Here is a 26,847-nt window from a genome sequence, read left to right as displayed (position 1 = left end):
CGCCGAAGCACCGCCCGGTCGACCAGAACGCCAATGCATAGGACCCGAGTAACCGCTAAAGCGCTAACTCGGGTCGACAGGAGACAAACCGATGACTCGCTTCCTCGACGTTCCCGCCACCGCCCGACTGATTGCCAAAACCGGCGTCACGACGTTCCTGCGCGAACTCGTCGACACGCTGCACGCCGATTACCTGCACTGGGCCGATTTCGACAAGTCGCCGCGCGTCGCGTGCCACTCGCGCGACGGCGTGATCGAACTGATGCCGGTCGCGAACGCGTCGCTGTTCGCGTTCAAGTACGTGAACGGCCACCCCGTCAACGCGGCGCGCGGAATGCACACGGTGATGGCGTTCGGCGCGCTCGCCGAAGTCGATACCGGCTACCCGCTGCTGCTCGCCGAACTCACGCTGACGACCGCGCTGCGCACGGCCGCCACGTCGGTGCTCGCCGCACGGGCACTCGCACGGCCCGATTCGCGCACGATGGCGCTGGTCGGCAACGGCGCGCAAAGCGAATTCCAGGCGATCGCGTTCCATACGCTGCTCGGCATCGACGAAATCCGCGTGTTCGACGTCGATCCGCTCGCGACCGACAAGCTCGTGCAGAACCTCGCCGCATACCCGGCGCTGCGCGTCGTGCGGGCCGCATCGACCGCCGACGCCGTGCGCGGCGCCGACATCGTGACGACCGTCACCGCCGACAAGGCGTACGCGACGATCGTCACGGCCGACATGATCGAGCCCGGCATGCATTTGAACGCCGTGGGCGGCGATTGCCCGGGCAAGACCGAACTCGAAGCGGGCGTGCTGCAGGCGGGCCGCGTGTTCGTCGAATTCGAGCCGCAGTCGCGCATCGAGGGCGAGATCCAGCAGATGCCGGCCGACTTCCCCGTCACCGAGCTGTGGCGCGTGCTGCAACGCGAGACGACCGGCCGCGAACGCGCGGACGAGGTCACGGTGTTCGACTCGGTCGGCTTCGCGCTCGAGGACTACTCGGCGCTGCGCTACCTGTACGCGCTCGCGCAGCAGCACAACGCGGGCGTCGAGATCGCGCTGATTCCGCCGGCCGTCGATCCGAAGAACCTGTTCGCGCTGATCGACGACCCGGCCGCGATCGCGCAGGGTCACGCGGCGTTCGCCACCGAAGCCGTCGCCGCGTTCGCGCGCTGACCGTCAATCCCGGGCGGCCTGTGCGCCGCCCGGCTCCTTGCCTTTCGTTCCTGCGTTCCATGAATCTCGTATCGATCCAGGCGCCGGCCGCCGTCGTGATGATCCGGCCGCACCGCTTCGTACCGAACCCGCAGACCGCGGCCGACAACGCATTCCAGCGCACGGCCGGCAGCGGCGCGAGCGACACGCCGTCGGTGTCGGCGGCCGCGCGCGACGAAGTCACGGCGGCCGCGCAGACGCTCGCCGATGCGGGCGTGCGCGTGCACGTGTTCGACGACCACGGCGAGCGCGACACGCCCGACTCCGTGTTCCCGAACAACTGGTTCTCGACGCATCCCGGCGGCCACGTCGCGCTGTATCCGATGCACAGCCCGAACCGCCGCCGCGAGCGGCGCGCCGACGTGATCGAAATGCTGAAGGCCGAGTATCGGGTGCAGGACGTGATCGACTATTCGGGGCTCGAATACGACGACGTGTTCCTCGAAGGCACCGGCGCGATGGTGCTCGACCACGTCGCGCGGATCGCGTACACCGCGCGTTCGCGCCGCGCGGATCCGGTCGCGCTCGAGCGCTTCTGCACGCACTTCAATTTCGAGCCGATCTGCTTCGATACGGCCGATGCCGACGGGCGCCCGATCTATCACACGAACGTGATGATGAGCGTCGCAACCGAGTTCGCGATGGTCGGCCTCGACCTGATCGCCGACCGCCGGCGCCGCGACGAGATCGCGCGCCGTCTGACCGAAACGGGCCGCACGGTGATCGCGCTCGATCAGTCGCAGATCGCGAACTTCGCGGGCAATACGCTGGAATTGTCGGGAACGAACGGACACGTGCTGGCGCTGTCGCGGCGGGCGTTCGAGTGCCTCGCACCCGACCAGCGCGCGACGATCGAGCACTCCGCGCGGCTGCTGCCGCTCGACGTGCCGACGCTCGAACTGGCCGGCGGATCGGTGCGCTGCATGCTCGCGGGGATTCATCTCGCGCGGCGCACGGCGGCGCAGGACGTGAAGGAAATCGAATCGATGGAACGGCAGCGCGAAGCGGTATCGCACGCCTGAATCAAAAGGATGCCCACGTTGCTCGGCGGCCGGCGCAACCGGATGCTTCGGCCTGCGAACGAGACCGACGCATCCCGCAGGACTTTCACCCGGCCAGCAGCTTCAACCCGGCCGGCAGCGTTTCGCCGAACACGCGCACCGTGTCGGCTTCGTCGAACGCGATTGCTTCGCGCACCATGTCGATCCAGGCCGCCGATGCATTCGCGGCCGACAGACGCCGGATCACCGCCTCACGCGTGTCGTCCGGCAGATCGCGCGAACGGTCGCCGGTCATCCGTGCAATCTGCGCGGCCGCGAACGCGGCCGGCTCGACCTGCTTCCAGTCCAGCGCGAACAGCGCATCGAGCCAGCCGTTCGCGACGTCGGCCGGCACGACACTGTGCGCGCTGCCGTAGAACGGCCGGCGCGCACCGATGCGCCCGAGCGCCCACGCGCACAGCGCGCGCTCGGCCGGCTTCTGCAACTGCGCGATCAGGCGCTCGGCCAGTTCGACCTTGCGCTCGACGGGCAGCCGTTCGAGCGATGCGGACAGCCGCGTCATGTCGGCCGGCCCGACCTTGCCCGGATCGAACGGCAGCTTGCGCCGCTTGTCGTCGGACGGTTCGAGGAACGCGATCGCGTCGCGCACCTGCGTCTGCGCGTCGTCGTCGAGGCCGCCGGCCACGCGCCGCCACAGCGTCCACCACTCGGACCACACCTGTCCGTCGGTCACGTATTGAATCCCGTCGTCGAACAGCGGCCAAAGCTGCTCGATACGCCACGCGTCGAGCGGATGGCCGAAGCCCGGACGCAGGCAATAGCCGGCGAGGTTCAGCCACGCACGCTCGTGGTCGGCCGAGCGCCGGCGTCGCCGCGCACGCGCGAGCAATGCGTCGAACAGTTCGCGCGCGAGCGCGACGTCCCACGTTTCGCGCGCACCGAGCACCTGTTCGAGTTGCGCGCGCAACCGGCGCGTGTCCTTCGGCGTGACGTCCGCGGCCTTGCTGCCGAACGAGCGCTCGATCAGCTCGATCGCGTGGTCGAGCCGCGGGTGCCGCGCGAGCGCAGCGTCGTCGCCATGCGCCGGCGCATCGCCGCGCAACTGGAATTCGAGCCGCCAGCGGCGTGCCGCGTCGTCGGTCGCGATGCAATGCATTTCGAGCGTGCCGACCTCGGTCAGCGACGCGGTGAGCTTCACCGGCGTTTCGCGCGCGTCGCTGCCCGCCTTCGCGTCGACGACCGTCGCGATCGGCGGCAGCCGCACGAAATCGCCACCGTCGAGATCGACGAGATCGCCGGGCCGGTACGCGGTCTCGGCCACCGTCGACACGAGGTGGAAACGCACCGGCTGCCCGAGTTGCAGCGCGAACGTGCGATCCTCGAGCCGGATCTCGCGGCCCTCTTCCGCACCGCGCGGCAGCAGGCAGACGCCGCGCGCGGCCGCGTCATCGGCGCCATCGTCGAGCACGAGGAAATAGCTGCGCGCGGAGCCGCCGCCGATGCGCGGCGCATGCCCGGCGCGCGCGAGCCCGTAGGCCACCGCGCCGCGCGCGACCGCCACATCCGGATGCGCGTTGTGCAGCACGTCGAGCGGCGCGCCGCGCCATGCGCCGAGCGTCTGCGCGAGACGGCCGGCGAGCGCGCCCGCGCGGAACACGCCGCCGTTGAGCAGCAGCGTGTCAGGCAGCGGGCCTTCCGCATGACGGTTCAGGAACGCGGCGACGTGCCGCGTGACGGCCGGGTCGCTCGCATACGGCAACCCGAATTCGACGATTGCGGCGCGCGCGCGGCGCGGCAGTTCGCCGGCCTCGACCTGCGGAAAGAAGCCGTCGACGACAATCTGCTCGACTTCCTGCCGCGTCAGCTCGGCCGAGCGCGCGCCGCCGACGAGCTTGCTGCCCGCGCCGAGCAGCGTGACGGTGACGGACGCCGGCGCGTCGTCGCCGAGCAGCCGCTCCTTCGCCGCGCGGCAGCGCTCGACGAGCTGCGACAGGCTCGCGGCCGACAGCCGCGTGCCGGGCTCGGTCAGCCGCGTCTCGACCAGGCGCGCGAGCGCGAGATCCATGTTGTCGCCGCCGAGCATCAGGTGGTTGCCGACGCCGACGCGCGTGAAGGCCGGTTCGCCGTCGCCGCCCGGCGCGACATCGACGAGCGTGAGGTCGGTCGTGCCGCCGCCGACGTCGCAGATCAGCACGCGCCGCGCGTCGGCGAACGTGTCGCGCAACGTCTCGCGCTGGCCGTACAGCCAGTCGTAGAACGCGGCCTGCGGCTCTTCCAGCAGCCGCAGCGCCGGCAGCTTCGCGCGCCGCGCGGCCTCGACCGTCAACGCGCGCGCGCCGTCGTCGAACGACGCGGGCACCGTCAGGATCACGTCCTGCTTCGCGAGCGGCGCATCGGGAAAGCGCACGTCCCACGCGTCGCGCACATGCGCGAGATAGCTCGCGCTCGCGTCGACCGGCGACACCTTGTCGACGCCGTCGGCCGCGCCCCACGGCAGGATCGCCGCGAGCCGGTCGACCGATGCGTGCGACAGCCAGCTCTTCGCGCTCGTCACGAGCCGGCCCGGCACCTGCGCGCCGAGCGTGCGCGCGTAGCGGCCGATCACGGCCGGCGGCGCACCGGCTGCGTTCGCATTCGCGTTTGCTTTTGCCCGGGTATCGGCCGCCCACGGCAGCCGCAGCGCGTCCGGCGGAAGTTCGCCGGCCGCCGGGTGATAGCGCACCGACGGCAGCAGCGGCTGCGCGGCCACCGCGCCGGGGCCGACCAGTTGCTCGACGTCGAACACGCGGATCGCGTCGGAACCGGCCTCGACGTACGCGACGACCGTATTGCTGGTGCCGAGGTCGATGCCGACCGTATAACGCTTCATCGCGCTCAGGCGGCGCCGCGCACGTCGAACTCGACCTTCCAGCGCTCGTTCGTGCCGCTCGGGATCGCCTCGAGTTCCAGCGTGCCGGCCTCGGTCACGCGCGCATGCAGCTTCACCGGCACGATTTCGCCGACGGTACGCCCTTCGGCGGGCAGCGTCGCCTGGATTTCCTCGAGCTCCTGCAGCTCGTCCGCCGACCAGTAGTCGAGCAGCGTGCCGACCTGATCCTGGCGGCGCACCGACGAACCGAAGAAGCGGAACTGCACCGGTTCGCCGACGACGAGGCCGAACTCCTGCGGCGGCAGCGCCGCGTCCGAGCCTTCCTCCATCCCGAACGGCGCGACACACAGCGCCTGCACCGGCGGTTCGAGCCCCGGCACCGCCGGCATCGCCGATTCGATCGCGACGTAGTACGCCCGCGCCGTGCCGCCGCGAATCCGCACGCCACGACCACGCTTCACGAAGCCGTAGTACGCCGCGCCGCGCGCGACCGCGAGATCGAGATCCGCGCCTTCGAGCAGGCGTGCGGGCGGCGCGCCTTCTGCCGCGAGCCAGCCGTTGAGCGTGTCGAGCACGCGCTGCGTGAGCAGCGTCGACTTGAACACGCCGCCGTTGAACAGCACGGCCGTCGGATGCAGGAACGTCGCGCCCTGCGGCAGCGTGCGCTGCACGCCTTCGAGCGTGTCGAGCGCCGCGACCTGACGGCCGAGGAACGCCGCGAGATGGCGCGTGATGCCCGCGTCCTGCGCATACGGCAGGCCGAGCTGCGTCAGGCCGACGCGCGCGCGGCTCACCGGGCGCGCAGCCGCATCGACCTGCGGGAAGAAGCCTTCGAGGATCGTCTGCGTGAGTTCCGCGCGCGTGAGTTCCGTGCGGATCGACCCGCCGATCAGCTTCGAGCCGCGGCTCGGCACGACGAGCGGCACCGCGTCGGTCGTCGGATCGGACAGCAGCGTTTCCTTCGCGGCGCGGCATGCGTACGTGAGCGCGCGCAGTTGCCACGGATCGGCCTGCGTACCCTGCTGCGCGAGCTTGCGCGCGACGATGTGCGCCAGCGCGAGATCCATGTTGTCGCCGCCGAGCAGGATGTGCTCGCCGACGGCCACGCGATGCAGTTCGAGATTGCCGTCGCGCTCGACCACCGCGATCAGCGACAGGTCGGTCGTGCCGCCGCCGACGTCGACGCACAGGATCAGGTCGCCGACCTGCACCTGCTTGCGCCAGCCGCCCTGGCTCTTCTGGATCCAGCTGTAAAGCGCGGCCTGCGGCTCCTCGAGCAGCGTCATCCGCGAGTAGCCGGCGGCGCGTGCCGCCTCGGCCGTCAGCTCGCGCGCGGCCGGGTCGAACGACGCGGGGATCGTGACCGTCACGTCCTGGTCGGCGAACGGCGCGTCGGGATGCGCGTGGTCCCACGCTTCGCGCAGGTGCGTCAGGTAGCGGATCGAGCTTTCCAGCGGCGATACGCGCGCCACTTCCGGCGGCGCATCGCTCGGCAGGATCGCCGCGCGGCGATCGACGCCCGGGTGGCACAGCCAGCTCTTCGCGCTCGACACGAGGCGGATCGGCGTGCCAGCGCCGCGGGTGCGCGCCATCTCGCCGACCGCGAAGCCGCGCGACGCCGTCCACGGCAGCGTCAGGTCGCCCTGCGTCAGTTCGCTTTCATGCGGCAGGTAGAGGAACGACGGCAACAGGTCGCGCGATTCCAGCGCGCCGGGCGCGGTGAGCTGCGCGATCGGCAGCACCTGCTGCGTGATCGTTTCGCCGTCGCTCGCGGCGCTGTCGACGTACGACAGCGCGCAGTGGGTCGTACCGAGGTCGATACCGATCGAATAGCGCGGATCGCTCACAGTTCCACCTCCGCCGGTGCGACCACCGAGGCGTCGTGGCTGCCCGTCAGCTTCGGCAGGCGCACGTCGGAAACACGCCAGCCGCGATGGCTGACCGTGCCCGAGAACGGCGCCGAGCCGACCACGTTGCCCGTCACGCGCACGGCCGTCGCGTCGAAGCCGGCCGGCAGCGTCACGCGGCTGCCTTCGGCTTCGTCGCGCACCGGCACGATCGTGAAGTGTTCGCGCAGCGCGGCGCGGCAGCCGTCGTGCACGAGGCGCGCGGCCGCGCCGATATCGGCGTCCGCATAGCCGGCGATGTCTTCCTCGACGAAGTCGATGAAGCGCGCATCGCGCTGCAGCAGGCCGAGCAGTTGCAGCGCGGCCTGCGGGCTCGCTTCGCGCAGCTCGGGCGCCGGCGCCTTCACGGGCGCGGGCGCGACGGGCGCGGCGGCCGGGGCCGGGGTCGGCGCGACCGGGGCCGGGGCGCCATCGCGCACGCGCAGCACGCCGGCCGCGAACTCGCGGTTGCCGAGCACGGAGAAGAACGTGCCGACGGCCAGCGACAGCCGGCCGAAGAAGGACAGGTTGGATTCGGGCATGGGGTCTGGACTCCTGTGGGCTCGCGACGCGGCGAGCGATCTTGCCTGGGCGCCCGGCGGCGGCGTGCGGATTGCGCACTGCCGCCGCCCGGCGCGTGATTCGGTCGCGCCCTCGCGGGTGCGGAAAACCCGTATTTTGCCCTGTGGCGGGCGAACCGGGCAGAAGTTGGGGGACAGAGCGCGGCGGCGCGGTGGTTTCGGCCGCGCCGGATCGCACGTCAGCGGCGATCGGTCGTCATGCTGCGGCGCGTCAGCGCGGCTTGCGCAGCCGGGCCGCCTTCGCTTCGAAATCGCGCGACAGCATGCCGAGCGTGACTTCGCCGAAGCGCGCCAGCAGCGATGCTTCGGCGTCCTTCAGCGTCGCGGACAGATGCGCGTTGACCGCCTGCTCGACCAGGCATTCGGGCGCGTCCTCGGGCACCAGATCGGAGAACAGCGGCGGCTCGCCCACTGCACGATAGACGTCGAGCAGCGTGATGTCGTCGAGCGCGACGCTCAGCGCCCAGCCGCCGCCGTGCCCCTTCTCCGACTGCACGTAGCCGCAGTCGCGCAAGCCGCCGAGCAGGCGCCGCACGACGACCGGATTCGTGCACAGCATCGTCGCGATCGTCTCCGACGTCAGCGGGCCGTCGGCCTGGTCCATGTGGATCAGCGCATGCAGCATGCGCGACAAACGGCTGTCGGTTCTCACCAGCGGGCCCCCCTCTCTCGAAACTTCTGAAGTTGCATGAATGATACCATCCCCCTATCATGTAACTTTTCGTGTTCCATGAGTTGGCCGCCATCGGCGCACGTTCGTCATTCACGCAGGCTCAAGAAAGGAGCGGGTGCATGCATAACCATCATGAAGTGATCGTGGTCGGCGGCAGCTTTGCGGGGCTGTCGGCCGCGATGCAGCTTGCACGGGCGCGCCGCCGCGTGCTCGTGATCGACGCCGGCCGGCCGCGCAACCGCTTTGCCGAACACGCGCACGGCTTTTTCGGGCAAGACGGCAAGCCGCCCGCGCAGATCGTTGCCGAAGCCGCCGCGCAGCTCGCGGCGTATCCGACCGTGCAGCGGATCGAAGGCGAAGCGCGCACCGCCGAGCGCGACGCGAATGGCTGCTTCCACGTGACGCTGTCGGACGGCAGCCGCGCGAGCGCGGACCGGCTGATTCTCGCGACCGGCATCCGCGACGAACTGCCCGCGCTGCCGGGGCTCGCGCAACGCTGGGGCGTCAGCGTGCTGCACTGTCCGTATTGCCATGGGTACGAGGTGAGCGGCCAGCGGCTCGGCGTGCTGGCCACGCATCCGCTTTCCGTGCATCAGGCGATCCTGATTCCGGACTGGGGCCCGACGACGTGGTTCACGCAGGGCGTGGTCGACGCGAATGAAGAAGAGGCTGCGTTGCTGAGCGCGCGCGGCGTGCGCATCGAGCGGTCGCCGGTCGTCGAAATCCTTGGCGATGCACCGCGTATCGACGCGCTGCGGCTCGCCGACGGGCAGGTCGTGCCGATCGACGCGCTGTTCGTCGGTGCGCGCACGACGATGGCGAGCGACCTCGCGCAACAGCTCGGCTGCGCGTTCGACGAAGGGCCGCTCGGCCCTGTCGTTCGCGTCGATACGTGGAAGCAGACAAGCGTCGCCGGGGCATTCGCGGCCGGCGACGCGTCGACGCCGATGACCAACGCGACGTTCGCGTCGGCGTCGGGCGTGATGGCCGGGGTCGCCGCACACCGGTCGCTGATTGTCGGGCTCGACACGTAACGGTGCGTGGAGCAGCGGGCCGCGCGATGTGCGGCGATGGCATCGTCGCGCGATCTGCGGTTTAATGCTCGGAACAGCCAGCATTAAGAGACATGAAATGCTCGACCTCGACGACCTTCGACTCATACGCGCGATCGGCATGTCGCGTTCGCTGGCCTCTGCCGCCCGCTTGCTCGATCTCACGCCGCCCGCGGTCACGATTCGCCTGCAGCGGATGGAAGCGCGGCTGAACGCCAGGCTCGCCGTGCGGCAGCCGAAAGGGATTGCGTTGACCGACGAAGGGCAGCGGCTGTACCAGGAAGCCGTCGACATTCTCGAGCGCGTGGAGGCGCTGCCGATCAGTATTGCAGGCGACCACGGCGACGTGCAGGGCACGCTGCGCGTCGTCGCCCCGCTCGGCTTCGGGCGCAAGTACGTCGCCCGGATCGTGCGCGACGTGCAGCGCGCCCATCCGAAGCTGGAAATCTCGCTCCACCTGTCGGAGAGCCCGCTGACCAGCGCGTCGGGGGCTGACGTGGTCGTCCATGTCGGCAGCCTCAAGTCCTCGTCGTGGATCGGGTATCCGCTTGCGCCCAACGAGCGGTTCCTGTGCGCGAGCCCTGCCTACGCGCGTCACATCAAGGACCTGGATCATCCGTCCGACCTGACGCGCTACGACTGCCTGTGCCTGCGCGAGAACGACGAGGACATCCCGCGATGGCGCTTCTCGCCAGGCGGCGACGTCAAGGGCGAGTCGCGACGCGCTACCGTCATCCGCGTCGCGGGCGCGTTGTCGTCCAACGACGGCACCGTCATCACCGAATGGGCGTTGGCCGGGCTCGGGATCGTCGAACGCTCCGAGTGGGACGTCGCCCCGCTGCTGGCGAACGGCAAGCTCGTCCGGCTGCTGCCCGACTGGCACCTGCCGCCCGCGCCCGTGACCGCGCTGTTGCCGTCGCGCACCGGCCGCTCCGCGCGGCAACGGGTTTTTCTCGAAGCCGCGACGCGGTTTCTCAGCCCGCCGCCGTGGCGCGGCAAGGCATGAGCCGCCCCGATGGTCCGCGCAATTCGGTCGATTAAACAGCGTTTAATGACGGATTAGGCCTGCGTTAAACGCGGCGCCCGTCGATAGCCCTACAGTGTCCGCATCGGCAACACTTCGAGGCAGCGCATCGTGGACATCCAAACCCTCAACACCCCGGCCGCATTGATCGATGTCGGCCGCATGCGGCACAACATCGACCGCATGCAGGCGCATCTGGACGCACTCGGCGTGAAATTCCGGCCGCACGTGAAGACCACCAAGTGCCGGCAAGTCGTCGACGTGCAAATCGCGGCGGGCGCGCAGGGCATCACGGTGTCGACGCTCAAGGAAGCCGAGCAGTTCTTCGCGGGCGGCATCCGGGACATCGTCTACGCGGTCGGCATGGTGCCCGCCAGGCTTGGCCAGGCGCTTGCGCTGCGCCGGCAGGGCTGCGACCTGAAGATCGTCGCCGACAGCCTGCAAGCCGCGCACGCCATCGCGGAATTCGGGCGCGCGCACGGCGAGCGCTTCGAAGTGTGGATCGAGGTCGACGTCGACGGCCACCGCTCGGGCGTCCCACCCGAGGCCGACTTGCTGATCGACGTGGGCCGCGCACTGGTCGAGGGCGGGATGGTGCTCGGCGGGGTGCTGGCCCACGCGGGTTCCAGCTACGAATACGATACGCGGGAAGCGCTGGCGGCAATCGCCGAACAGGAGCGCAGCCGCACCGTGCGGGCCGCGGAGCGCCTGAAGGCCGCCGGGCTGCCCTGCCCGGTCGTGAGTATCGGTTCGACGCCCACCGCGCTGGCGGCGGAACACCTCGAAGGCGTGACCGAGGTTCGCGCCGGCGTGTATGTGATGTTCGACCTCGTGATGCACAACGTCGGCGTGTGCGAACTGTCCGACATCGCACTGTCGGTGCTGACCACCGTCATCGGTCACCAGGAAGAGAAAGGCTGGGCGATCGTCGACGCGGGCTGGATGGCGATGAGCCGCGACCGCGGCACGCAGCGCCAGACCCGCGATTTCGGTTACGGGCAGGTCTGCACCGAAGGCGGCGAAGTGCTCGGCGACTACGTGATGAGCGCCGCCAACCAGGAGCACGGCATCGTGTCGCGCGCGGGCTCGCCCGACGCGGGCATCGCACAGCGGTTTCCGATCGGAACGCGCCTGCGCATCCTGCCGAATCACGCGTGCGCCACCGGCGCGCAACACCCCGAATACCAGGCCATCGGCGAAGACGGCGGCGCGCAGGCGTGGCCGCGCTTCTACGGGTGGTGAGCGACCCGCACACATTGACTATTCGTCCAAATCTGGACAATATTTAAACATCCCCGCTTCGCCTTGCACCGGAACGACCGACCTGAAATGCCGACAGACGCCCGACTCCTGCTTCTCGACCGCGATGCCGTCGAACCCGCCCTCCAGGCCGAGCAAGTCATGGCGGCGGTGCGCGAAGCCTTTGTGCTGCACAGTCAAAGGGCCGGGCGCGTATTCCCGGTGGTTCGCGAGAAGCTGCACACCGGCGGCGTGTTCGGCATCAAGTCGGGCGATGTCGCGAGCCAGGATCTGCTCGGTTTCAAGGCCGCCGGGTTCTGGCCGGGCAACCGGGCACGCGGCGGCGAGCCGCATCAGGCCACCGTTGCGCTGTTCGATCCGGCCACCGGCCGCCCGCTGTGCATCATGGACGGCAACGCGATCACCACCGCGCGGACCGGCGCCGCGGGCGGTATCGGGCTGCAGCAGCTCGCCCGCCGCGACAGCACCCGGATCAGCGTGTTCGGCACGGGCGTGCAGGCACGCGTCCAGCTCGACTATGCGCTCAGGCTGCTGCCGCAACGCTGCACGGTGCAGTACGCGAACGTCAGCGGCGAGCCGGACCCTGCGTTCGAATCGGCCTTCCGGGAACGGTGCGCGATCCGCGTGGCGCGCGACCGCAACGATGCGGTGGCTGATAGCGACGTGGTCATCACGGCAACACCGGGCGGCGGTGCGTTGTTCGATGCGGATGCGGTTCAGCCCGGCACCCATCTCACTTGCGTGGGCGCCGACACGGCGGGCAAGCGCGAGCTTCCGGCAGGCGTGCTGGAACGTGCGCGCATTTTCGTGGACGATCAAGAGCAGGCGCGCAGCATCGGCGAATGTCAGTGGGCGCCGGATTTGCCACGCACTGAAATCGGTGACATCCTCGCAGCAACGGTGTCGGTCGACCGTGCCGCGCACGAGATCACCGTATTCGACATGACGGGGCTCGCGCTTCAGGACCTCACCGTCGCACGCTTCCTGTATCGGCAGGCACTCGATAACGGCACCGGAACCTTCGTTCCGTGGCCCTGGTAGACAACTTCCCTCTTTCAACCGCCATGCGTCTTGCCAAAGTGTCCGCCCTCTCGTTCGACCTGGACGACACGCTGTGGCCGTTCGGAGCCACCGTCGAACGGGCCGAGGCAGCGCTTCACGCATGGCTGATCGAGCACGCGCCGAATACCGCGGGCGTGCTGCCCACGCATCAGACGCTGAGCGAGCTGCGTGAGGAATACGAACGTTTGTGCCCGGACCTCGCCAGCGACTATCGCGCGTTGCGACTCGGATCGATCGGGCTCGCGCTGGAGCGGGCGAACGAAGATGTCGCGCTGGCCGAGCACGCGTACGCCGCGTTCTATTCCGCGCGGAACAAGGTCGAGTTCTTTGAAGACACGTTGCCGGCGCTTGCGTGGCTGAGCGCCCGCTTTCCGTTGATCGCGGTGACCAACGGCAATGCGGATCTCCGGCTGACCGGCGGCGGCGAATTCTTTCGGGAAACACTCAGCGCGCAGGCGTTCGGAATCGCGAAGCCGGAACCCGGGATATTCCATGCGGCGGCGGACGCACTCGACGTGCGTCCGGCGGAACTGCTGCATGTCGGGGACGATTTCCACCTCGATATCGTCGGCGCGTTGAATGCGGGGCTGCAGGCGGCATGGATCGTTCGCGACACGCATCAGGAAGTGGAACGTGACCCGCAGCATGCCGCGGCGCCGCATCTCACGCTGCGCGACCTGTCGATGCTGTGCCGCGCGCTCGGCGGGCCTGACGAGGTGTCGTGACCGCATGCGGGCGTGTCGCGGCGGGTCATGCCAACGCGATGGATGACCCGCCGCAGGTTCACGCCGCCTTCCTCGCGTCCGCGATCCGCTGCGGCGCCTTCGGCCGCGCATACAACCGATCGAGATACGCACGCAGTTGCGGGAACGGTTCGATCAGGTGGCATTCGCTCGCCCAGTCGATCAGGTAGGCCGTCACGCAATCGGCCACCGTCAGCGAATTGCCGACGATGAACTCGCGCCCTTCGAGATGCTTGTCAAGGATCACAGCCATCGCCGCGAAATCCTCGCGCGCCAGCTCGATATCGGCGGGCGAGCGCTTCTCCGGCGGATAGAGGAACGAATGCCGCGTGATCCGCCACAACGGCTGCTCGAGCTCCGTCACCGCGAACATGACCCACCGGTAGGCCTCCGCGCGCAACGCCGGATCGACCGGCAGCAGCGCCTTCTCCGGGTACTTGTCCGCGAGATACAGCACGATCGCGGCCGACTCGGGAATCACGAGGTCGCCGTCCACCAGCACGGGCACCTTGCCGGCCGGATTGAGGCGCAGAAATTCGGGCCGCTTGTGCTCGCCCTCGAGCAGGTTGACCGACACGAATTCGAAATCCGCATCCAGTTCCTTCAGCCCCCACAGCGCGCGTTGCGAGCGGGTGCCGGCAAATCCGTAAAGCTTCATCGCCCATCTCCCTCCAGAATGTCCGGAAAAAATGTCGCGCATGCGGGCCGCGGCGCATCGACGACGCGCGGCGCACGACATCACGCGTCGTTCACGCACCGGGAATCGCCAGCACCGGCATCACGTCGATCGCCTCGCCCGGGAACAGCGTGAAATGCGGATGGCCTTCGAACAGCGCGGCCGCCGCGTCGTGCGAAGCCGCCCGCACGACGGTAAAGCCGCTCATCGCGTTCGCCGTGTCCTTGATGCCGCCTGCATCGACGGCCTTGGTCTTGCCGAGCGGCCCGCCCATCTCGACGATCGCGTCGCGATGCCGGTCGACCCACGCATGCCACGCCGCAATGCCGTCCCGCTCGCGCGTGCGCCGCTCCTGCTCCGGCAGCGCCAGCCAGGCCTTCATGGCCGGGCTATCCTTGGTCCCGAGAAATACGGCGAGATACAACTGCTGTTGCGCACTCATGCCTTCTCCTCCGATGACAGGCGCGGCGGGCTGCCGCACCTCGACCTTGACAAGATAGGTTGATATCAACACAATTGCAACATGGCACGAAAAGAAACGCTCCCTTTCGAAACGACGCTGATGGTGCGCGATTGCTGCCTGTGCCTGCACATGCAGCGCGCGGCGCGCAATCTCGCGCGCATCTTCGACGATGTGCTGCGCCCGCTCGACCTCACCAACGGCCAGTTTTCGCTCCTGATGTCGCTGAACCGGCCGCAGCCGGCCCCGATGAAATCGGTCGCGTCGCTGCTCGCGATGGATCGCACCACGCTCACGGCCGCGCTCAAGCCGCTCGAGCGGCGCGGCCTCGTCACGATCATGCAGGACCCGGACGACGGACGCAGCCGCCTGCTCGAACTGACGCCGGCCGGCCACGGCCTGCTGGCCGAAGCGTTTCCGCTGTGGCAGCAAACGCATGCCGAGATCGAACGGCCATTCGCACCGGGGGAAGTCGATCAGTTGCGCGGCCAGTTGCGCACGCTGTCGGTCGATCCTGCCACGCGCGACTGAGCCGGCGCGCGGAGCGCCAGTCGACTTCCTGCCACGCGTTGTCAGCAGCCATTGCGCGAATCCGTCGCCGCACTCGATTCGGTGGCAATATCGCTCGACCCCCAACCGATCCGGTTTTCCCCCAGGAGGAACGAGCATGAGCAGCAACGAGAAAGGCGCGTATTTCCGGTCGCTTCACCGGGCAGGCCAGCCGCTGGCGCTGTTCAACGTGTGGGACGCCGGCAGCGCGCGCACGGTGGCCGAAGCGGGCGCCGTCGCGCTGGCGACCGGCAGCTGGTCGGTCGCGGCGGCCAACGGGTTCGTCGACGGCGAGCAGATGCCGCGGGCACTCATGATGCAAGTGCTGGAGCGGATCACGCGCGCGACGGACCTGCCCGTCACCGTCGACCTCGAAAGCGGGTACGGCGAGCGGCCGGAGGATGTCGCCGAGACGATCGCGCTGAGCATCGAGGCCGGTGCGATCGGCTGCAACCTCGAAGACAGTTTTCCGGCGACGGGCGAATTGCGTGACGTCGAAGAAGCGGCGGCCCGGGTCGCGGCGGCACGGCAGGCAGCCGATCGCGCGGGCGCCGACTACTTCATCAACGCGCGTACCGACGTGTTCTTCAAGGCGGCGGCCGACACGCACGACGAACGCCTGCTCGACGCGACGCTGGCCCGTGCACGCGCGTACGCAGCGGCCGGCGCCGACGGCCTGTTCGTGCCGGGCCTTCGCTCGCCGGCGCTCATTCGCAAGTTGACCGCCGCTTCGCCGCTGCCCGTGAACGTGATGCGCGTCGCGGATACGCCGACGCTCGCCGACCTCGCGGAAGCCGGCGTGGCCCGCATCAGCCACGGGCCGTATCCGTACCTGCAGGCGATGAAGACGCTGGCGGCGCTGGTCGGGCAAGGCGGCTAGCCAGCGGATTCGCGGGGCGGACGGCCTCGCGCGCGCATCCAGCGATTACATCCCGTGTAATTGGCGCGCGGCACGCTCGCTCCTACGCTTCGGGTGTCGCGCCGCCATTCCGGCGGCGCTCATCGCCCGGGAGACACCATGTCCGCCTATCCGCTTCATACGATCGACTCGGCGCCGGCCGAATCGAAGCCTGTGCTCCAGCAACTCCAGCAAACCTTCGGCATGGTCCCGAACATCGCGGCGGCGATGGCCGCGTCGCCGGTGCTGATCAACGGTTTCATCGGCCTGTTCGAGCGCGTGCACGCCAGCAGCCTCACCGAGCCGCAGATCCAGACGCTGTTGCTCACCAACGCGGTCACGAACGCGAGCGAGTGGCCGGTCGCGTTCCATACCGCGCTCGCGCTGAATCAGGGTGTTCTGCCCGCCGACGTCGACGCGATCCGGCGCGGTGGCCTGCCCGGCGACGCGCAACTGGCCGCGCTGTCGGCCACCGCGCGCAAGCTGATCGACACCCGCGGCCGCCTCTCCGATGCCGACCGGCAATCGTTCGTCGACGCCGGTTTCTCCGCCGAGCAACTGCTGGAAGTCATCGCAGTGGTTGCCGCGTCGACGATCACGAACTACGTCGGCAGCGTCACGCAGCCCACGCTCGAAGCGCCGTTCGACGAGTTCGCTTGGCATGCGAGCGCCGCATGAGTCCGATATAGTCGTTCGCGTCGATCACGGAACGATCAGGGAGGCCCGATGAACGCCAGCCGCCGCGATCCGGACACGCCGCCGCACGAACTGGGCCAGTTGTTGCGCTACTGGCGCGACGTGCGCGGCGTGAGCCAGCTCGACCTGTCGCTCGACGCGGGCATCTCGCAGCGCCAGATCAGCTTCATCGAAAGCGGGCGCAGCGTGCCGGGCCGCGACACGCTGCTGACGCTCGCGCAGACGCTGGACGTGCCGCTGCGCGAGCGCAACGCGCTGCTGCTCGCGGCCGGCTACGCGCCCGTGTATTCGGAAGCGCCGTGGGATGCACAGGAGATGCACGGCGTGATCCGCGCGCTCGAACGGGTCGTGCGCCAGCACGATCCGTTCCCGGCGATCGTGATGGACCGCCACTGGAACGTGCTGATGACCAACGATGCGGCGCCGCGCTTTTTCGGCTGCTTCATCGACATGGCCGCGCGCGAAGGCCCGCGCAACCTGCTGCGCCTGATGTTCGATCCGCACGGCATGCGGCCGTTCCTGGCCGACTGGGACAGCGTGTCGCGCAGCCTGCTGCAGCGCGTGCATCGCGAATCGGTCGGCCGCGTGATCGACGACGACGCGCGGCGGCTGCTCGACGACCTGCTCGCAAGCCCCGATGCACCACGCGACTGGAAAACGCCGCCGGCGCCGGCCGCCGCGCCGTCGCTGCCGGTCATTCCGATCGGCTTCGTGCACGAAGGCGTCGTGCTGCGTTACTTCTCGCTGGTCACGACGGTCGGTACGCCGCAAAGCGCCGCGGCGCAGGAGCTGCGCATGGAGTGCATGTTTCCCGCCGACGACGCGACCGAAGCGCGCCACCGGCAACTGCTCGACGCGCACGCGCCGGTGCGCTGAGCGGCGGGCCGAACGGCCCGCCGGCGCCGGTCATTCCGCCAGCGCGGACACCACGCCCACCCGCTTCGGCACGCCGGTCACGATCGTCGCGACCGCGACCGCCAGCACGACGGCCGCGGCGACGAACACGCCGGCCGCACCGTTCGCGTCGAACACGACGCCGCCGGCCGCCGCGCCCGTCGCGATCGCGAGCTGGATCGCCGCGACGATCAGCCCGCCCGCGCTCTCGGCCTCGTCGGGCACGGTGCGCGTGACCCACGTCGACCATGCGACGGGCACGCCGCCGAACGCCATCCCCCACAACGCGATGAGCACCGCGTCGAGCATCGGCGCACGGCCGAGCGCGACGAGCGCGATGCCGAGCACGACCATCAGCGCGGGCATCCCGATCAGCATCGGCCGCAGCCGGTGTTCGAGCACGCGGCCCGCGAGCGACGTGCCGACGAAGTTCGCGATGCCGTAGCCGAGCAGGATCGCCGACAGCCCGTTCACGCCGACGCCCGCAACCTGCTCGAGGAACGGCCGCAGGTACGTGAAGAACGCGAAATGCCCGGTGAACACGAGGATCGTCGCGAACATCCCGAGGCCGACGGTCGGCCGGCGCAGCACGTCGATCAGCGTGCGCAGCCGCGTCGTGCCGCTCGGCGGCATCGACGGCAGCGTGACGACCTGCGACACGAACGCGACGCCGCCGAGCACGGCCGCGATCAGGAACACGTTGCGCCAGCCGATCAGGTGGCCGAAGTAGCTGCCCATCGGCGCGGAAGCGATCGTCGCGACCGCCACGCCGCTGAAGATGATCGACAGCGCGCGCGGCACCATCGCCGTCGGCACGAGCCGCATCGCAGTGGCTGTCGCCATCGTCCAGAAGCCGCCGAGCGCGACGCCGAGCACGACGCGGCCGACCAGCAGCGTCGTCAGGTTGGGCGCGAACGCGACCGCCAGATTCGATGCGACCAGCAGCACCGAGAATGCGAGCAGCACGCGCCGCCGGTCGATCGTGCGCGTCAGCGCCGAGATCAGCAGGCTCGTGACGAGCGCGACCGTCGCGGTGGCCGTCACGGCCTGCCCGGCCACGCCTTCGGTCACGCCGAGGCTGTCGGCCATTGGCGTCAGCAGGCTCGCGGGCAGGAATTCGGCCGTGACGAGCCCGAAGACGCCCAGCGTCATCGCGAATACCGCGCCCCAGGCCGGTTCGCGGGAGGCCGCCGTGGTGGCGGCCGGGGGGATTCCGGGATTCATGCGTCGTTCCGTGTCGGTTAGGGAAAATACTGATGACGACGTATCGTAAGGAACGGCAGCAGGACGGTCTATGACATACAATCCGTTCTTGTTGATCGATCGTCCGAATCTCGATATGTCCGAGCCGCTGCTTCCCCCTGTCCCCGACGCGCACGACCTCGTCAGCGAGCTGCTGCTGGGGATGCGCCTGAGCGGCGTGCAGTACCGCCGCATCCAGGTCGCGCGGCCGTTCGGGCTGAATTTCGGCCAAGCGCCGGGCCGCGCGCAGTTCCATTTCGTCGGGCGCGGGCCGGTGCTGCTGCGCGACGCGACCGGCGAGACGATGCGGCTCGAGGCCGGCGACGCGATCCTGCTGCCGCACGGCCGGATGCACGCGCTGGTGTCGGACCCGGATGCGCCGTGCCGCGAGATCAACGGCTTCGAGGTCGCGAAGATCTGCGATACGGTGGCGTCAGTGGCGTCGGCCGGCGCGTCGCCCGCGGCCTCCGCGGCGACGGAGCCGGGCGCCGGCGATGCGCTGATCTTCAGCGCGTGCATGGAGCTCGATCTCGGCGGCATGCAGCCGCTCGTCGGCACGATGCCCGAGTTCATGCACGTCGGCACGCTGCTCGCGCGCTACCCGGAAATCCGCCCGATGCTCGACGCGATGGAGCGCGAATCCTGCTCGGCGCGCGCGGGCTTCGCGGGCATCCTCGCGCGGCTCGCGGATGTGGTCGCCGCGTTCATCGTGCGCGGCTGGGTCGAATGCGGATGCGGCGACGCGACGGGCTGGGTGCAGGCGCTGCGCGAGCCGAAGCTCGGCCGCGCGATCGTCGCGCTGCATCGCGATCCGGGCCGCAACTGGAGCGTCGCGGAATTGGCCACCGAAGCCGGCGTGTCGCGCTCGGTGTTCGCCGAGCGCTTTCTCGCGGCGACCGGCATGACGCCGGTGCGCTACCTGACCGAGCTGCGGATGCGGCTCGCCGCGCAGTGGATCGCGCGCGACCACGAGACGATCGAAGCCGTCGCCTACCGGCTCGGCTACGGGTCGCTCGCCGCGTTCAGCCGCGCGTTCAAGCGTGTGGTGGGCAAGCCGCCGGGCGCCGTGCGCGCGGACGGCGACGTGCGTGTCGACGCGTAAGGCCTGACGCCTGACGCGCGGCGCTGACCGACAGCCCGCCCTGCGCTGCCGCGCGCCGAAGTCGCGCGTTCGCCGGCGTCGCACAAGTCGCCGCCGCGCGTGACGTCCTTCGGCGTTCAGCCGCTGCGTGCGTCGAGCTCGTCGACCAGCGCCGCCGCGCACTGCACGGCAAGCGCAGCACATGCCTGCACATCCACGGCCGCACCGTTCGCGATCATGCCCTGCACGATCCTGCCCAGCAATTCCTTCGAGAGATCGGCGATCTCGTGATCCCGTTCCGTCATGATGTTTCTCCTGTGCGTCGCCCGATGGCAGCGACGCGCTCACCGTTCCTCCCCGTTCAACGCCCTTTCGCCCGCACGACGATCTGCGCCTGCGTGTCACGCTCGATGCGCTCGAGCGACGCACGCAGCGCCGTGAATTCGTCCGGCGTGCATACCTGACGGCCGAAAGCCGCCGTCATCCGCCGCGTCACCTGCACGACGCGCGCGGCCGCGTCGAACACGTAATGCGACGTGAAGTCGACGAAGCGGTCGTGCACGGCCGCATCGGCCGGCAAGTCGGTCACGACGACACCGGCCGGCAGCGCGATCTGGCCGGTCTCGTCGAACGTGCCGCCGATGCAGCCCCACGGCTGCGTGCGCACGGGCTCGGCCAGCCAGCCTTCGACCTGCGTCGCGATGCCGCCCGTGAGGCTCGACAGCGCGGGCAATGCGGTCGTGCCGTCGGGCCACACGAAATGATCGAGCGTGCCCGAGATCGTCACGTCGAACGGCCCGCCGGTCACGCGCCGGTCGCTGGTCGACAGTTGCGCGCGGCCGCGCAAGCCGCTTTGCCGCAGGCGTTCGGTCGCGAGCTGCTCGATGCGCTCGTGCGGCGCGCGGCGAAACAGGTTGCGTTCGAGTTCGGCCGTCCAGCCGTCGTCCTCGATGTACGCATGAAAACGCGCGGCGCCCTGCCGGGCGGCATCGATCTCGACCCGCGCGATGCGGCCGCGCGGCTGCGTGGCCGGCGTGCGCGACAGCACGCCCGTGTCGACGAGCAGCGCGGGGCGATCCATCACGATCGGCGGCAGATAGCCGAACGCGATGCCGGCCGTCGTCGTATCCGCGTAGAGCGCGAGATCGGGCAGCCACGTGATCGCGTGATTGATCGCGCCGCCGCCGTAACCGGGCACCGACGGCAGCGTGTACACGGCACCGAGATTGATCAGCACCGGTTCGCTGCGGATGCCGACCGCCGCGAGCAGCGCGCCGAACAGCGCGACGTGGTCCTTGCAGTCGCCGTAGCGGTTGCGCAGGATGTCCGTCGCGCGATGCGGCGCGGCGGCCGTTTCGCCGAGAAACAGCCCGACGTAGCGCACGTTCGCCTGCACCCAGTCGTACAGGATGCGCGCCTTGTCGCGCGGATCGGCGGCAGCCGCGGTGAGCGCGCGCGCCAGCTGCACGACGGCCGGATCGTCGGTGCTCGGGTCGACGGCCGCGTTGCGGTAGCGCGCCGCGAACGCCGCGTAGTCGGGCAGCGTCGACACGACGAGCCGGTCGCCGTAGGTCGGGTAGCCGACCGCGCCGTTCTCGATGCGGTCGTACGGGCCGTGCCGGTAGTCGAACTCGTAGCGCGTACGGCCGTTCGCCGTCACCGGCGGCAGCGCGACGTAGCCACGTGCATCCGCGTACAGCGGCAGGTCGGCCGGCACGTCGAAGATCAGCCGCTGGCTGTCGACCGGTTCGCGCGACGGCTCGACGTAATAGCCGAAGTAGCCGCGATTGACGGGCTTCGTGCGCGTCTTGCGGAACGCCACGCGCGTGCTCGATCCGGCTTCGACGCCGGGGAACACGACGGTGCGCAACAGCCCGTCCTGGAACGTCGGCGCGCCGGCCGAGCGCGGCTCCTGCACGTCGCGGATGCCGTCCGCGCCGACCGGATGCGCGACGCCGTCGCGGTCGATCGTCTCGGCAGCGAGCAGGTCGACCTTCTCGAGATTCTTGTCGAACCAGACATAGCGCTGCGCAACCGCGTCGATGCCGTTCGCGTTGTTCGCGCGCAGCGTCGAATCGTCGTGCTCGTCGAGCGAACCGTCGTGCTGGATCACGAACTCGTGGACGTCGCTGACCAGCGTGACGGGCGCTTCGTCGCCCGTGCGGCTCGTGTCGGGCGTATCGGGTGTATCGGCCAGCACCGGCCGCGCAAGCACGCAGGTGGCGAGCGCAACGGCGCACGCGAACAGGCAGCCGGTCCATCGGAAAGGAAAACGCACCACGTCGAAGCACTCCGCGCATTCGTTGCTGGACGCCAGGGACGCGCGCCGGCGCGAACGGATCGACCCGCATGACGCGCGCATGACAGGCCACGCGCCGCGTGGCCGTCGTGCGACCCAGTGTGGGTGACGTACCGGCGAGCGTCAAGCCGCGTGGCGAAAGGCCGCCTCCGCGACGCGGCAAGCGGCCGGGCCGACGTCACCGGCGTCGCAACACCGGAATATCGCCGTTGCGCAACCTGCCCGGGCGAGACCGATTTTTATATCATGTCGCGACATATAATTCAGGCAGATCACTCGTGCGGGCGACGTCGGCGGAGCAAACGAGATTGCGCCGAGCGCGACACGCCGACATGGGGAAGGAAACATCGTGCAGATCGACCACGATTTCGAAATCGGTTACCTCGTGATCGCGCTCGCGCTGCCGGGCGTGATCCTGTCCGGCGCGCTGCTGACGGCGCTGCATCGCGAGCGGTGGCATCCGAAAGTGGTCGGCGCCGCACTCGGCGCGCTGCTCGGTATCGCGCTGATCGAAGCGATGCCGATGCTGACGTGAATCCGGCCCGGCGCCCATTCGTCCGATCATGCGCCGCGCGGGGTCGGAACGGCCGGTGCCCGCCGTGAAGACCGTCATGGAATCGCCGCTCTGCCTGACCTATCGTCAGTGCGGGATCCGCGCGGTCGCGCTCGTCGACCCGGTGGCCGGCGAAGGGTTCGAACTCGGCACGCCGTACCAGCCGCTCGCCGTCGTGTACTGGCGCGATGCGGGCGGATGCCACGAAGCGCACCTGCTCGACCCGAAGCATCACGTGTTCCGCAACGACGCGGACACGGACGCGGTCAGGATCTCGATCGCGCTGGCCAAGCGCTTCATCGACACGAAGCTCGCCAGCGCCTGCATGCCCGCCGGCTGACAGCCGGCCACGCATTCCTCGTCCCCCATCCTGCCGGAGGCGACATGGAAAACGATATCGTCCGGACCCTCGTGCTGCTCGCGATCCTCGTGTTCGCGGTGCTGTTCTTCGCGACCCGGCGCGGCCGCGACCGCACGCGCGACAGGCTGCTGCGCCGCTCCGCGCGGCGCTCGTCGCGCTCGCATACGCATACGCATCACCATCCGTAAGCGTGCCACGATCGCGCCGCGCAAAAAATCGGCCGATGCCTTGCGCATCGTTCGACGCGAGGCCGTCGGCCTTTCAGCGGAAGCCCGGTTCCGCGGGCGGCATGCGCGCGCTGCGCCCGCGCTGCGCCTGCACGCCCCACATCACGTGCCGGCCCTGTTCATGGGCCGCACGCATCATGTCCAGCAGCGGCCACGCGCGCTGCGCGAGCCCGCCCGCATGCGGCGATGCATCGTCGAGCCGTCACGCGGCGCGTCGGGTGACGTGCGCCGCTAGCCGACATTCATCGGCAGCAGCACCATCTGCTTGCCCTCGACATGCAGGCGCGCCTGCAGCTCGACCGGCGTCTGGTTGTGCAGCCATGCGGTCAGGAAATTCACGCGCCGGAAAATCAGCTTGCTCGCGAAGCACACGGCGTTCGGATACGCGTCGAGCGTCGCCGACGCGAGGTTCATGAATTCCACGACGGGATTCGTGCCGAACGCGATCCGGTAGTCGGCCGCGATGCCGTTGCGGCGGCAGTGCGCGACATAGTAGTCGAGCGATTCGGTGATCGCGTGACGCAGCCGTTCGAGATGTTCGTGCCCTTCGTACGCCTTCGCATCGACCTCGCCGACCGCGAGGAAGATCACGTTGCGGAAGTGCCCGGGAAACAGCCGGTTGACCCACAGCAGCGCGTGCATGCTCGCGCCGCGATGCTTGCCGACCAGCAGCACGGCCGTCGGTTGCGACGGATCGGGCTTGCCCGGCGCACTCGCCTCGTCGACTTCGGGCGGCTTCCCCGAGAACAGCGCATCTTCCTTCGCGAGTTGCACGCGCGTCTCCGCGTAGTGGCGGTTGATCATGAAGCACAGCGCGATCACCGCGCTCGTCACGAGCACCGTGAGCCAGCCGCCCGCCGTGAACTTCTCGATCAGCGTGATGACGAGCACGGTCGCCGTCACGCTCAGCCCGAGCGCGGACAGGAAGAAGTGCCTGAACCAGCCGCGCTCGCTGCGATGGCGCCACCAGTACGTGCACAGCCCGAGCAGCGACATGCTGAACGTGAGGAACACGTTGATGCTGTACAGCACGACGAGCACGTCGACGTTGCCGTGCGTCCACAGCAGGATCAGCAGGCTCGACAGGCCGACGACGATGATGCCGTTCTGCCGCACGAGGCGCGTCGACAGGTCGCGGAAATGGCGCGGCACCCACGAATCCGACGCCATGTTCGACAGCACGGCCGGGCCGTCGAGGAAGCCCGTCTGCGCGCCGACCAGCAGCAGCCCGGCCTCGAACGCGAGCACGGCCGCGAGCAATGCATGACGCGCGAACGCCGAGCCGAGCCCGAGATGATCGATCACGCGGCCGAACACGACCGCGTTGAGCGTCTCGCCCTCGACGGGCCGCGCGTGCCACAGCATGTACAGCAGGATGATGCCGCCGGCCGTGAACGCGAGCGACGTCGACATGTACCACATCGTCACCTTGCCGTTCGGCACGCGCGGATCGGCAAGCATGTTCACGTTGTTCGACACGGCCTCGAGGCCCGTATAGGTGCCGCCGCCGAGCGAGAACGCACGCATCAGCAACGCGAGCATCACGAATACGCCGACCGACTGCGACATCCCGTGCGCCTCGTGCACGGCGTCGGGCACGATCATCGCGAGGTTGCTGCCGTGCACGGCGACGCCATACACGATCAGCGCGATGTGCAGGATCACGAAGCCGATGAAGATCGGCAGCAGCACCATGATCGATTCGCGCATCCCGCGGAAGTTGAGCCCCGTCATCAGCACGATCAGCACGATCTCGACCGTGAGCTTGAACGCCTGCGCGCTGACCGGCAGCAGGCTGAAGAACGCGTCGACGCCGCTCGCGAGCGACGTCGCGACGGTCAGCACGTAGTCGACCAGCAGCGCCGCGCCCGACACGAGCCCCGGCTTCGACCCGAGCAGCGCCGTCGCGACGCGGTAGCCGCCGCCGCCCGTCGGGAACAGCTCGATCACCTGGTTGTAGCCGAGCGCGATGATGAACACGGTCGCCGCCGTCGCGAGCGCGAGGAACAGTGCGAGCGGCGTGTGCTGCGCCAGCGCGAGGAACGCCTCTTCCGGGCCGTAGCACGACGACGACAGGCCGTCGGCACCGAGCCCGACCCAGGCCAGCAGCGGCGTCACGGCGATCGCATGCCGTGTGCGCGGATCGAGCGGGTCCAGCGGCTTTCCGACGAGCAACTGCCACACCCTCTGGAATGCGGTCATGGTCCCCTCCCGAAACGCCCGGCGCGGCGGCGCGATCCTCTAACGCTAATCGACGCACGGGCGCGGCGCCAGTCCGCATATTCCATAGGGCTTGTCCGGCGGGCCGGCGCCGCTTTCAGCGCGTAAGCGAACGGCGCCGGCGGCCGCACGCCGGATCGGCCGTTTGCACGCGTTCGCGCAATACGGCGAACCTGCCCCGGCCGCCTTCCCCCCGTTCAGATCGGCCCGCCCGGCGCGCCGGCCGCCGCCTCCCGACCCGCCTTCCGATACCCGCCCCCCCAACCCGTCGCCGCCCGCCCCGTCCGCACGAACGCAATCGTCACCCGCGTCCCGGTCGTGCGTTGTTCCCCGCAATTCGACTTTTGTGCGCGCGCAACAATGGCGATGCCTCGCGCCCGGCGCCGTGCGGGAAACCCGTCTCCCGCACGGCACCGGGCGCGCGGTCGTCAATAACCACATCCAACGAGGACATACCATGCAACTCCAATCCCATCCGGCGTGCCGCCCGTTTTATGAAGCCGGCGAACTCTCGCAACTGACTGCCTTTTACGAAGAAGGTCGCAACATCATGTGGATGATGCTGCGATCGGAGCCGCGGCCGTGCTTTAACCAACAACTCGTCACCGACATCATCCATCTCGCGCGCGTCGCACGCGACTCGGGCCTCAAGTTCGACTTCTGGGTGACGGGCTCGCTCGTCCCCGAGCTGTTCAATGTCGGCGGCGACCTGAGCTTCTTCGTCGACGCGATCCGCAGCGGCAGGCGCGATCAGCTGATGGCCTACGCGCGCTCGTGCATCGACGGCGTGTACGAGATCTACACGGGCTTCGGCACCGGGGCGATCTCGATCGCGATGGTCGAGGGCAGCGCGCTCGGCGGCGGCTTCGAGGCCGCGCTCGCGCATCACTACGTGCTCGCGCAGAAGGGCGTGAAGCTCGGGTTCCCCGAGATCGCGTTCAACCTGTTCCCGGGCATGGGCGGCTATTCGCTGGTGGCGCGCAAGGCGGACCGCGGCCTCGCGGAATCGCTGATCGCGACCGGCGAAACGCATGCGGCCGAGTGGTACGAGGACTGCGGGCTGATCGACCAGACGTTCGACGCCGGTGACGCGTATCTCGCGACGCGCACCTTCATCGACGTGACGAAGCCGAAGCTGAACGGCGTGCGCGCGATGCTGCGCGCACGCGAGCGCGTGTTCCAGTTGTCGCGCTCGGAGCTGATGGACATCACGGAAGCGTGGGTCCATGCGGCGTTCACGATCGAGCTGAAGGATCTCGCGTACATGGAACGCCTCGTGATGCTGCAGAACCGGCGCGTGTCGAAGCTACGCACGGTGTAGTGCGACCGG

General features: G+C 69.3%; 26 protein-coding genes and 1 pseudogene. 16 read left to right on the top strand and 11 right to left on the bottom strand.

Annotation, left to right across the window (positions count from 1 at the left end; all coding sequences use genetic code 11):
- The first annotated feature begins 91 nt into the window (after nucleotides 1-91).
- Together ocd and ctlX are read left to right on the top strand one after the other, a co-directional pair.
- Nucleotides 92-1,171: an ornithine cyclodeaminase gene (gene ocd / locus BFF94_RS00170; RefSeq protein WP_128842643.1), complete on the top strand. Its 1,080-nt coding sequence runs from the start codon at nucleotides 92-94 to the stop codon at nucleotides 1,169-1,171.
- A gap of 59 nt (nucleotides 1,172-1,230) precedes the next feature.
- Nucleotides 1,231-2,232, top strand: coding sequence for a citrulline utilization hydrolase CtlX (gene ctlX / locus BFF94_RS00165; RefSeq protein WP_219138806.1), 1,002 nt, complete (start codon nucleotides 1,231-1,233; stop codon nucleotides 2,230-2,232).
- Nucleotides 2,233-2,317: 85 nt separating this feature from the next.
- Here the strand turns inward: ctlX and BFF94_RS00160 are convergent, their stop codons facing one another.
- From BFF94_RS00160 to BFF94_RS00145, 4 genes are all read right to left on the bottom strand, one after another.
- Nucleotides 2,318-5,080, bottom strand: coding sequence for an Hsp70 family protein (locus BFF94_RS00160; RefSeq protein WP_219138805.1), 2,763 nt, complete (start codon nucleotides 5,078-5,080; stop codon nucleotides 2,318-2,320).
- A gap of 5 nt (nucleotides 5,081-5,085) precedes the next feature.
- A complete protein-coding gene (locus BFF94_RS00155) occupies nucleotides 5,086-6,927 on the bottom strand; it encodes an Hsp70 family protein (RefSeq protein WP_128847891.1) in 1,842 nt (613 codons plus the stop codon).
- A complete protein-coding gene (locus BFF94_RS00150) occupies nucleotides 6,924-7,508 on the bottom strand; it encodes a DUF2760 domain-containing protein (RefSeq protein WP_219138803.1) in 585 nt (194 codons plus the stop codon). The genes BFF94_RS00155 and BFF94_RS00150 overlap by 4 nt, the downstream gene beginning before the upstream one ends.
- Before the next feature lie 250 nt (nucleotides 7,509-7,758).
- Nucleotides 7,759-8,199: an RrF2 family transcriptional regulator gene (locus BFF94_RS00145; RefSeq protein ID WP_128841514.1), complete on the bottom strand. Its 441-nt coding sequence runs from the start codon at nucleotides 8,197-8,199 to the stop codon at nucleotides 7,759-7,761.
- A 140-nt stretch (nucleotides 8,200-8,339) separates the two neighbouring features.
- On the opposite strand from BFF94_RS00145, the gene BFF94_RS00140 reads away from it, so the two are divergent.
- The 5 genes from BFF94_RS00140 to BFF94_RS00120 all read left to right on the top strand — a co-directional run bounded on the left by BFF94_RS00140 (nucleotide 8,340) and on the right by BFF94_RS00120 (nucleotide 13,343).
- Nucleotides 8,340-9,254: an NAD(P)/FAD-dependent oxidoreductase gene (locus tag BFF94_RS00140; protein WP_128841513.1), complete on the top strand. Its 915-nt coding sequence runs from the start codon at nucleotides 8,340-8,342 to the stop codon at nucleotides 9,252-9,254.
- 97 nt (nucleotides 9,255-9,351) lie between these two features.
- The gene (locus tag BFF94_RS00135; protein ID WP_128841512.1) at nucleotides 9,352-10,278 is read left to right on the top strand and encodes a LysR family transcriptional regulator; all 927 of its coding nucleotides are present in this window, start codon (nucleotides 9,352-9,354) and stop codon (nucleotides 10,276-10,278) included.
- 129 nt (nucleotides 10,279-10,407) lie between these two features.
- On the top strand, nucleotides 10,408-11,538 hold the full coding sequence (locus BFF94_RS00130) for a DSD1 family PLP-dependent enzyme (protein ID WP_128841511.1): 1,131 nt from the start codon (nucleotides 10,408-10,410) through the stop codon (nucleotides 11,536-11,538).
- A gap of 87 nt (nucleotides 11,539-11,625) precedes the next feature.
- Nucleotides 11,626-12,597, top strand: a complete 972-nt coding sequence (locus BFF94_RS00125; RefSeq protein WP_219138802.1) for an ornithine cyclodeaminase family protein — start codon at nucleotides 11,626-11,628, stop codon at nucleotides 12,595-12,597.
- Between the two features lie 23 nt (nucleotides 12,598-12,620).
- Nucleotides 12,621-13,343 (top strand): HAD family hydrolase, encoded by a 723-nt coding sequence (locus BFF94_RS00120; RefSeq protein WP_128841510.1) that lies wholly within the window; start codon nucleotides 12,621-12,623, stop codon nucleotides 13,341-13,343.
- Between the two features lie 58 nt (nucleotides 13,344-13,401).
- Here the strand turns inward: BFF94_RS00120 and BFF94_RS00115 are convergent, their stop codons facing one another.
- On the bottom strand, nucleotides 13,402-14,019 hold the full coding sequence (locus tag BFF94_RS00115) for a glutathione S-transferase family protein (protein ID WP_128841509.1): 618 nt from the start codon (nucleotides 14,017-14,019) through the stop codon (nucleotides 13,402-13,404).
- Nucleotides 14,020-14,110: 91 nt separating this feature from the next.
- Nucleotides 14,111-14,479: a hypothetical protein gene (locus BFF94_RS00110; RefSeq protein ID WP_128841508.1), complete on the bottom strand. Its 369-nt coding sequence runs from the start codon at nucleotides 14,477-14,479 to the stop codon at nucleotides 14,111-14,113.
- An 81-nt stretch (nucleotides 14,480-14,560) separates the two neighbouring features.
- On the opposite strand from BFF94_RS00110, the gene BFF94_RS00105 reads away from it, so the two are divergent.
- From BFF94_RS00105 to BFF94_RS00090, 4 genes are all read left to right on the top strand, one after another.
- A complete protein-coding gene (locus BFF94_RS00105) occupies nucleotides 14,561-15,028 on the top strand; it encodes a MarR family winged helix-turn-helix transcriptional regulator (RefSeq protein ID WP_128841507.1) in 468 nt (155 codons plus the stop codon).
- Nucleotides 15,029-15,164: 136 nt separating this feature from the next.
- Nucleotides 15,165-15,926: an isocitrate lyase/PEP mutase family protein gene (locus BFF94_RS00100; protein WP_219138801.1), complete on the top strand. Its 762-nt coding sequence runs from the start codon at nucleotides 15,165-15,167 to the stop codon at nucleotides 15,924-15,926.
- A gap of 138 nt (nucleotides 15,927-16,064) precedes the next feature.
- Complete coding sequence (locus tag BFF94_RS00095; RefSeq protein ID WP_128841505.1) at nucleotides 16,065-16,622, top strand: carboxymuconolactone decarboxylase family protein; 558 nt, start codon at nucleotides 16,065-16,067, stop codon at nucleotides 16,620-16,622.
- Nucleotides 16,623-16,670: 48 nt separating this feature from the next.
- On the top strand, nucleotides 16,671-17,516 hold the full coding sequence (locus BFF94_RS00090) for a helix-turn-helix domain-containing protein (RefSeq protein WP_128841504.1): 846 nt from the start codon (nucleotides 16,671-16,673) through the stop codon (nucleotides 17,514-17,516).
- A 30-nt stretch (nucleotides 17,517-17,546) separates the two neighbouring features.
- Here the strand turns inward: BFF94_RS00090 and BFF94_RS00085 are convergent, their stop codons facing one another.
- Complete coding sequence (locus BFF94_RS00085; RefSeq protein ID WP_219138800.1) at nucleotides 17,547-18,758, bottom strand: MFS transporter; 1,212 nt, start codon at nucleotides 18,756-18,758, stop codon at nucleotides 17,547-17,549.
- 70 nt (nucleotides 18,759-18,828) lie between these two features.
- Between BFF94_RS00085 and BFF94_RS00080 the strand changes: the two genes are divergently transcribed.
- On the top strand, nucleotides 18,829-19,878 hold the full coding sequence (locus tag BFF94_RS00080; protein ID WP_128841502.1) for an AraC family transcriptional regulator: 1,050 nt from the start codon (nucleotides 18,829-18,831) through the stop codon (nucleotides 19,876-19,878).
- 116 nt (nucleotides 19,879-19,994) lie between these two features.
- On the opposite strand, the gene BFF94_RS00075 is transcribed toward BFF94_RS00080, so the two are convergent.
- Together BFF94_RS00075 and BFF94_RS00070 are read right to left on the bottom strand one after the other, a co-directional pair.
- Nucleotides 19,995-20,162, bottom strand: coding sequence for a hypothetical protein (locus BFF94_RS00075; RefSeq protein WP_164497712.1), 168 nt, complete (start codon nucleotides 20,160-20,162; stop codon nucleotides 19,995-19,997).
- Nucleotides 20,163-20,218: 56 nt separating this feature from the next.
- Nucleotides 20,219-22,138 carry a DUF3857 domain-containing protein gene (locus BFF94_RS00070; protein ID WP_128841501.1) on the bottom strand — a complete coding sequence of 640 codons (1,920 nt, stop codon included), beginning with the start codon at nucleotides 22,136-22,138 and terminating at the stop codon, nucleotides 20,219-20,221.
- Between the two features lie 367 nt (nucleotides 22,139-22,505).
- Here BFF94_RS00070 and BFF94_RS00065 point away from each other — a divergent pair, with 367 nt between their 5' ends.
- The 3 genes from BFF94_RS00065 (at nucleotide 22,506) to BFF94_RS00055 (ending at nucleotide 23,258) form a co-directional block, all read left to right on the top strand.
- On the top strand, nucleotides 22,506-22,691 hold the full coding sequence (locus tag BFF94_RS00065) for a hypothetical protein (protein ID WP_128841500.1): 186 nt from the start codon (nucleotides 22,506-22,508) through the stop codon (nucleotides 22,689-22,691).
- A 76-nt stretch (nucleotides 22,692-22,767) separates the two neighbouring features.
- Nucleotides 22,768-23,049 carry a hypothetical protein gene (locus BFF94_RS00060; RefSeq protein ID WP_128841499.1) on the top strand — a complete coding sequence of 94 codons (282 nt, stop codon included), beginning with the start codon at nucleotides 22,768-22,770 and terminating at the stop codon, nucleotides 23,047-23,049.
- A 44-nt stretch (nucleotides 23,050-23,093) separates the two neighbouring features.
- Nucleotides 23,094-23,258, top strand: a complete 165-nt coding sequence (locus BFF94_RS00055; RefSeq protein WP_164497711.1) for a hypothetical protein — start codon at nucleotides 23,094-23,096, stop codon at nucleotides 23,256-23,258.
- Between the two features lie 73 nt (nucleotides 23,259-23,331).
- Here BFF94_RS00055 and BFF94_RS00050 read toward each other — a convergent pair.
- Both BFF94_RS00050 and BFF94_RS00045 read right to left on the bottom strand, forming a co-directional pair.
- Nucleotides 23,332-23,490 (bottom strand): annotated as a pseudogene (locus BFF94_RS00050) (DUF1840 family protein); the annotation flags it as partial.
- A 38-nt stretch (nucleotides 23,491-23,528) separates the two neighbouring features.
- Nucleotides 23,529-25,499 carry an APC family permease gene (locus BFF94_RS00045; RefSeq protein ID WP_128841498.1) on the bottom strand — a complete coding sequence of 657 codons (1,971 nt, stop codon included), beginning with the start codon at nucleotides 25,497-25,499 and terminating at the stop codon, nucleotides 23,529-23,531.
- Between the two features lie 475 nt (nucleotides 25,500-25,974).
- Here BFF94_RS00045 and BFF94_RS00040 point away from each other — a divergent pair, with 475 nt between their 5' ends.
- On the top strand, nucleotides 25,975-26,838 hold the full coding sequence (locus BFF94_RS00040; protein WP_128846498.1) for a crotonase/enoyl-CoA hydratase family protein: 864 nt from the start codon (nucleotides 25,975-25,977) through the stop codon (nucleotides 26,836-26,838).
- Nucleotides 26,839-26,847 lie beyond the last annotated feature (9 nt).

The organism is Burkholderia catarinensis (assembly GCF_001883705.2).
GTDB classification, from domain to species: Bacteria; Pseudomonadota; Gammaproteobacteria; order Burkholderiales; family Burkholderiaceae; genus Burkholderia; species Burkholderia catarinensis.
Note: the sequence above shows the minus strand (reverse complement) of the source record. Positions and strands in the feature narration are given on the sequence as shown.